Below are 7,682 nucleotides of genomic sequence, written 5' to 3'. Positions count from 1 at the left end.
GCCTTGGTCATACATGGGCAAGCCTGGATCAAACACTTGATTCTCAGACAAGGTATTGATGCCGACCCAAAACATGATGATGGCCATCTGCAAAATATGGGCAGCCAGCCATTTGCCCTGTACAGAGGGATCAATCAGTCGGCTATTGCCTTGATACCAAGGAAACTCAGATTTATTGATATTGAGTTGCATTGTTCTATTCAAAAAAATGATTAATATTGGTTGGGCTTTGCAGTCAGAAAAGTTTGATGGGCAGCAGTTCTGACTACAAAACCTTGAGAATTTGTTGTTCGCGCAGCTTATATGTGCACGGATTGAGAAAAATAATTCACGACAAGGCCAGCAGGAGATATTGTGGGCTTTGCCACCTGCCGATGCTGGCTAATTGAACTATTTATTCTTAAGGGCATGGAGCCTTTCGCCACGAATACTGTGCCATAGACCCCCAAAGACCATCCAGTTCAACCCGAGAATGAGCTGGATGGCAGCGGCCCCAGACCTGTCAACACCGTAGAACTCAGGGGCAAAGGCGATATCGCAATACTGGGTAAAAATGGCAGAGCTGACGGCAATAAAACCCACGGACGCCACACTGTAAGACAGAATCGCTTCGCTATTGCAAATGCCAGCACGCACCACCCCGCCATTGGGGAAAGAAAAGATCAGCCGATTGTTGAAAAAGGCCGTGGGCTTCTTATTAATGATATGAAAGGCTGCCCCGGCAATATCAACAATGGCCACGAGGAAATGTCCCCCGACCAGGTCTTCCATATTGTCGACGGCGGCCATCCCCAAGGGGGTCCATCCGCCATTGGCAAATCCGAATAAGTAACCCAGTAAGGTAATCGGATTCAGGTTAGGGATAATTTGGCGCACTTCACCCACTAAGGGATCGTACAGTCCATTGCCGAAGGCCGCGTTGCATGCAAATAGTAGGCAAGCCACCCCTAAACAAAGGAGATGATGACCTAAAATAGAGGAGGTGGATTCAAAGTCATCCCAGTCATAATCGAATTGAGCAGCCCAGCTACCTTCAGGGTAATCTCCTAGTTTCGCCTCTCCCGCAATGGTATGGAATAGTCCACCCGCACAGCAGAATGCCGCCACAAAGAAGTGGAGGACGCCAATCACAAAATAGGGATACGTACTCAGAATCTCTCCGCCTGAACCCACGGCAATCCCTAAACCTGCCAGGTGAGGCATAAAGACCATCCCTTGCTCAGATAGTGGTATGCCGGGTTGAAAACGAGCGGCTTCTTGAATAATAAAAGCGCCGGGAACACAGCTCATCAAAGCGGCATGGCATAAGTGGGCACCCAGAAGCGTGCCAGAAAAATCGGTGTTGCGGACATTGCCAGCCCACCATTCTGCTTCATAACCACTCAGGCTTGCTGTACCCGCAGTCAGTTCAGACCTGTCCATGGGGTCGCGTCTTGTTAAAGATGCTGTCATAAATTAAATCCTCGATATGGCAATTAGTTACTAAAAATCAGAAAGTTTGTGTGAGTATTGAACACCTCTACCTGAAGTTCTCTACCAAAGTCAGTAGTTGAGCATGGAAGCAGAACAAGGGATAGCTGAGAATTGTCAATCAGCGTTACGGTGATTCATCCAAGCTTTTGCAAGCTGGGTGGATATGTTCGAATTGCAAAAGGTTTCTTCGGGCCAATCGTAAGTCCAGGAGAAAAACTGACTTCTGCACTAGCTACGGTGATATCTGCGATTAGATATCGGGAGACAACTACTCGAAATATTTAAGGACATTGCGGAAGTCAAAGCCCATTCCTCTCAAGGCATGGAAAAGATGACCTTGGAGGCAGAAGAATGCCCAATAAAAATGGAAATTACAAATCCAAAAACGAGAGGTATGCATGCCGTTGACCGTGTCAATGATATCGGCGAAGTAAGGTGAAAAAACAAACCTCAGCTCTAGGACAGGACCAAAGAATTCAGGTGGGAAAGTAATTTCGTTGACGGCGGTAAAGTAACAGGCAATAAAGCCTAAGAAGGCCAGTCCACCTAAGGCATAGGCCAGAATGGCGTCTGCATTTTTGCGATAGAGCCGATCCGTATAGGGCCAGGGTTTAACCAAGATATGGAAAACACCACCCATTGTATAGAGAAAGCCGACAAAGAGATGGCCCATTTGTACATCTTCGAGGTTATCGACAAAGAAAGGATTGAAGCCCGGAACAGCCCATCCATATTTGAATAGTCTGACAATATTAAATTCAGGGACGACTGCTCTCACTTCTCCAATACTGGGATCATAAAAGCCATGAGTGGCTCCCCAGCCCGTAAATAAAAAGGTTCCTAACCCTAAAAAGATCAGATGATGTCCTAGAATTCGGCCCTGGGCTTCAAAATCATCCCACTCGAAATGAAATCGCCTGATACCAGGAAACTCGCTATCAGCGAAATTCTTCGGCCCGGTCACGATATGGTACAAAGCCCCAGCTGCAAATACAGCTGCTGCAAATAGGTGAATCATACCAATCGCGAAGTAGATATAGGTGTCTACGATGACCCCGCCAGACCCTACCCCAAACCCTTCACGCGCTAACTGCGGTAGACAAACAAAGTTTTGGCTGTACAGCGGTAGATCAGGATCGTAGCGAGAGAGTTCATAGATAGTAAACGTTCCTGCAAAGAAGCACATCGACGCGATTTGGCCGATATGTGCAGCCAGGAATTGGGCGCTAAATCCTGTGTAACGAGCGTTTCCTGCATACCAAGGGTAGTTCACCTTTGGCTGTCCATAGGTTTGCATAAGGATTGTTCTCCAGACTAACCTTGCATATTCTATTGAGACTAATTCTCAATTTATCAGGACTTGTGTTTTGTGAAAATGCAAGCTGTAAAAAGTCAAAGAAAAGGCATCACAACTAAATATTTATTTATATATATAAGAATAATAATATTTAGAGCCTATCTATATCTCCCCATTAGAAGAGTGACCAAAAAGGCGATCTGGTGTTATATTTCCTTTAAAATAAGGATTTTCAGTATTTTCACTAACCCTAAATGTGAACTCATCAGTCTTTGTGATTTGACAGGAGCTAGTGAAAAACAATGTAAGACATAAAGAAATATAAAAATACTCTGCTCTCAATTTCCACAAAATTGCTTGTGGGCTGAGGCAAATTATCTTTAAATATTCTCAATATAAAAATCATCAATCGACTATTTATAATTTTATTGAGAAGGATCGCCTCCTGATTGTGATCATCACTTGTCTTAACGCTGCTGCTCTAAAACAGATAGCTGAGTCGCTTTAATTAATAGGTATGGATTGGAAGGGCGATGCCACCCTTTGCTGACAATGCCACTTAAATCTGAAGAGTTGCCCATACTGTGGTGAGATGGCCCAATCTGGAATGGTGATCCTCCTGTTAGATGCGGTTATCCACGGGATGCGGTGCGATCGCACCCTCTACTGACACCTCAGTTCTACAGATAAGAAATATTTTTATTTGGTTTAATGCCTAGGATAGATATCTCGGCACGCGACGTACCGACACCCTTCACCCCTATCTCTCATACATCACAGGCTAATCATTGATCTAGCTCTCAGCTCAGCCTATGGCCAGAAAAGCTGGGCACGACAGGATTGCCTTTGAATGCTTTGGATGGGTTAAGGTTGGGGATTTTCCCTATTATCAGACATGTAGATTGAAAAACTAAATATCATTCTCAACAAAAATGTAGTAATTTAGTTGAGAAATAGTCTCAATATTTTATCAAGGCCAGTAAAATCACCATCTTAGAGATCCGCTAAATCATCACTGACTGTAGCGCTTGGTCAGCAACGAGAGGTGGAACGCCTGCCTGGTCTTGAGATGGCCTATTTTATGCAAGCCTATGGACCACTAAATTGTGAGCACTTCTGATGCACTCTGGTTATGTGTTAACCCTCGTTTAAAACGATTGGATTGGAATCTATGCCAACACCTTAAACAACACGCTAACGTGAAATTTTGGAGCTACCACCAAACAGCAGATGAACCGTGCTCCATTCAAACCGCCTTATCATTACTCCATCATTATATTCAGCTAAAATCAGACCCCATTCACTTATTAGGGCACGGTCTCAGCGGAGCGCTAGGGCTGTTATACGCTCGCCAAAACCCTCAAGCGATTCGGTCGTTAACCCTCCTCTCCGTTGGGGCGAATCCATCGATAGGTTGGCATGCTCATTACTACAAAATGAGGGACCTTTTACCCTGTAGCCGAGAGGCCATTTTATTTCAGATGGCAACGATGCTCTTTGGACCGATGGGTAACGACCAAACCATAGAATTAGCATCACTGTTAGCCACCATACTAGATACTGAATTAGCGCCACATTCCTTAGCCCATCAGAATGGGTTGCCCTCTGGAGGAGTAGAACCTCCCTTACTGGTTTGCCATGGGGAGTACGATGCCGTCATTGATCCCTATACTCATGCTCGGTGGCAGCCGTATCTGAAGCCGGGCGATCGTCTTTGGAGTTGCCCGCAAGGACGGCATTTTTTCCATCATGACCATTCGCATCGAACAAGCCAGATCGTTTTGGCGTTTTGGCAACAGGTCTCATCAATGCCTTCTGTATCCCTATCTTCTGCCCATCAACAACAACTGATGACATTGCTATGTGAGGAAATGAATCATTCTGCCCTACTGTCTGGAGACTAAAGACCTTGGATACCTACGAGTTTGATGTGGTGATTATTGGGGGTGGTCCCGCAGGTTGTACCTGTGCCCTCTATACATCACGAGCCAATTTCAAGACCGCTATTTTAGATAAGAACCCTGCGGTGGGTGCTTTAGCAATTACGCATAAAATTGCCAACTATCCTGGCGTTGCAGGCGATATCAGTGGCGAGGAACTCCTGACGGTGATGAGAGAGCAAGCCATTGAATTTGGGACGCACTATCAGCAAGCCCAAGTCTTTGGTTTGGATATTAGCGGTGCCCAGAAAAAGGTTTACACCCCAGAGGGGACATTTGTGGGTCGGGCAATTGTCTTAGCAACGGGGGCAATGGGACGTAAGGCATCTTTTGAAGGAGAGGCTGAATTTTTAGGTCGGGGGGTGAGCTACTGCGCCACCTGCGATGCAGCCTTTTATCAAGATCGCCCGGTTGCAGTTGTAGGGCTAAACCGGGAAGCCATAGAAGAAGCCCAAGTTCTCACTAAATTTTCGTCTATGGTGCACTGGCTGACCGTAAAGACCCCTCCGGCAGAAGATGCCCATGCTCAAGATTTATTGAGTTCACCCAACGTAAAACATTGGAGTCGATCCAGGCTGCTGTCGATTCAGGGTAGCGACATGGGAGTCACAGGTGTTCAAGTCAAAGTCAGAGATCAAGACGATCCGCTATCACTAGAAGTGGATGGGGTATTTGTCTATCAGAATGGCTCTAAACCCATTACTGATTTTGTGGAGAACCAGGTTCAGTTTAATGCCGATGGCGGGGTTAAGGTTGATGAACTGATGGCAACCAGTGTAGATGGTGTTTGGGCCATCGGAGATATTCGTAATACTCCCTTTAAGCAAGCCGTTGTTGCCGCTGGGGATGGCTGTATTGCCGCGATGGCCATTGATCGCTTTCTCAATAGCCGCAAGCTGTTTAAGCCAGACTGGGATCATTCCTAACTCAACTTGCCAAATAGCATTGATACTTATATCCCTTCTGGATAGCGGCAATAGAACCACTAGGCACAGCCCTTGGCACTTTAGCTGCCCTTGGCCAGCATCACCGCCCCAAAGCTGAGAGCAATTAGAAATACCAGCAGAATCGGAAGAGCAACAAGTATGCCGTCTCGATTAAAGCGGAGGGACTGGTTCTGAGACTTCATCAACAAAACCATACCCCCCATACCCATCATGATCCAGATAAACCCAAATCCCAGAAACAGCACAAAAATGGAATCCGACATGATGCATTGTAAGGAATAGTGGCTAACTATCTAAGAGGATACAGCTATGATCGCCAAACCAGACCGAGTCGTTATTTAATCAATGCCCTTTAACCCAAAAGTTTGAAGTTTCGGGTGACACAAGGCGGATCGAGCGAAGAAGTAGAGTAAACGTTACTCAATAGCAAGAACAGCCGTACTTGAAGCTAGGCTAGGCTCTGATGGCAGAGAATCAGAGGTGGGTAATCCTTCTAACTCTCGGGAGCGTTGTGTTTTAATCATGGCAATTTGACTCGTGAGTAGAAAGCTAACAAAGCTCGAAATTACAATGACTGGCAGCATTGCCGTCCCTGACAACACACTGAGAATAATGCTAGTGCTCACGGGGGTCTTCGTCACCGCCACATTCACAGCAGCCATTAAGCAGACCATGCCTACTGTGGGATGTACCTGAGGCACCATCAGGGAAATCGCCAGACCGACATTGGCACCGATAAAGAAGAGTGGAAAAATAAATCCACCTAAAAAGCCAGAATGGAGAGTGACACTAATCGCAAACATTTTGGCCACTGCGATCATTAGCAAAAAGCTAATCCCTAAAGTTGCACCTGTTTCAATCACCGTATGAATCTGTTCTTCGCTGAAAAATAGCGTTTGAGGAAAGGCCAGAGCAATAAGACCAATGGTTAGCCCACCCAAAGTGGCTAAGGGAATTCGATAATGCTCAAGGGGGGCAAGCACATGGCCCACTAACCGAAATACCCCAATAAATAAGACTGCGACACCTGCCCCGATGATGCCTAAAATTAGCCCTTCCAGCAAATTGGTGGGGGTGAGGGGAGGAACCGTTTCGAAATGATAAAAGCCACCAATCGTCATCCCAGTATTGATGCGGAAGACTGCAAACGAAAAAATGGCAGAAACGACGGCTGGAGCGATGGCTTCGTAATATTCCAGACCTTTGCGATGGGGAATTTCCAGGGCGAATAGGGCTGCGCCAATAGGCGCACCGAAAAAAGCGCCCAAGGCCGCACTCATGCCACAAAAAGTGAGTACGCGAACTGATGTTGTGGTGAGCTGTAATTTTTCTCCTAGCCAGCTGCCAAAGCTGCCGTTGACCTGCACTAACGGTGCTTCAGGACCAGCACTACCTCCTGAGGTAATGGCTACTAAGGAGGCAATAATCATGGCTGGCGTTTTGCGGATATCAATTTTGCCTGGGCTGTGGATTTTATCGACGACTTGAGCCATTTCGCCAGGCAGCCCCATAAAGAACAGCACTAACCCGACGCAAAAACCACCAATGGTGGAGGCAATCCAAACATAATGTTTCTCAGGCAGCCAACTTGGGAAATAAGGCACTACCTGTTCTGGCAAAGTATGCCAGACGTTATGCATCAGCGTTTCTAAAACAAAATAATAAGCTGTGGCGACGAGTCCTCCAAAGACACCAATCAAAGCCGCACACATCACCAATTGTGAATAGGTGAGGTCGCGCTTTTCCGCCTTTACAGAATTTGATAAGGGAACCGACAACGGCTGTTGTTCCTCTGGCCCACTGGCTAACGTCTGCGTCATTAATCCTCAACCTCCATTGATTGGTAGTCTTCAACTACCCAAACAATTGCTTTCAATGCTTTTTGAAGGTTATGGAAGATTTATCTTCACTTTCGTATCTCTAGACACTGATACAGTGATGTTCCCGCAAGAACGACATGTGTTTAATGCAATATCTACATGTTGTCGACTTGCTTGCCATTACCGTCCTCTGCACCCCATCCAC

General features: G+C 46.2%; 6 protein-coding genes and 1 pseudogene. 2 read left to right on the top strand and 5 right to left on the bottom strand.

Annotation, left to right across the window (positions count from 1 at the left end; all coding sequences use genetic code 11):
• The 3 genes and pseudogenes from Q0986_RS19285 to Q0986_RS19275 all read right to left on the bottom strand — a co-directional run.
• Nucleotides 1-192: pseudogene (locus Q0986_RS19285) on the bottom strand (chlorophyll a/b binding light-harvesting protein); the annotation flags it as partial.
• Between the two features lie 198 nt (nt 193-390).
• The gene (locus tag Q0986_RS19280) at nt 391-1,452 is read right to left on the bottom strand and encodes a high light inducible protein (RefSeq protein WP_299414515.1); all 1,062 of its coding nucleotides are present in this window, start codon (nt 1,450-1,452) and stop codon (nt 391-393) included.
• A 289-nt stretch (nt 1,453-1,741) separates the two neighbouring features.
• Entirely contained in the window at nt 1,742-2,770 is a 1,029-nt protein-coding gene (locus tag Q0986_RS19275) for a chlorophyll a/b binding light-harvesting protein (RefSeq protein WP_299414514.1), read from the bottom strand.
• 1,106 nt (nt 2,771-3,876) lie between these two features.
• On the opposite strand from Q0986_RS19275, the gene Q0986_RS19270 reads away from it, so the two are divergent.
• Nucleotides 3,877-4,674, top strand: a complete 798-nt coding sequence (locus Q0986_RS19270; protein WP_299414513.1) for an alpha/beta hydrolase — start codon at nt 3,877-3,879, stop codon at nt 4,672-4,674.
• Between the two features lie 5 nt (nt 4,675-4,679).
• A complete protein-coding gene (locus Q0986_RS19265) occupies nt 4,680-5,636 on the top strand; it encodes an FAD-dependent oxidoreductase (RefSeq protein WP_299414512.1) in 957 nt (318 codons plus the stop codon).
• Between the two features lie 80 nt (nt 5,637-5,716).
• Here Q0986_RS19265 and Q0986_RS19260 read toward each other — a convergent pair whose 3' ends face one another.
• Nucleotides 5,717-5,920 carry a hypothetical protein gene (locus Q0986_RS19260; protein ID WP_299414511.1) on the bottom strand — a complete coding sequence of 68 codons (204 nt, stop codon included), beginning with the start codon at nt 5,918-5,920 and terminating at the stop codon, nt 5,717-5,719.
• 153 nt (nt 5,921-6,073) lie between these two features.
• Nucleotides 6,074-7,477, bottom strand: a complete 1,404-nt coding sequence (locus Q0986_RS19255; protein ID WP_299414510.1) for a chloride channel protein — start codon at nt 7,475-7,477, stop codon at nt 6,074-6,076.
• Between the last annotated feature and the right edge of the window lie 205 nt (nt 7,478-7,682).

Source organism: Acaryochloris sp. IP29b_bin.148, from assembly GCF_028285565.1.
Lineage (GTDB): Bacteria > Cyanobacteriota > Cyanobacteriia > Thermosynechococcales > Thermosynechococcaceae > Acaryochloris.
This window is presented reverse-complemented; position numbering and strand designations above follow the sequence as displayed.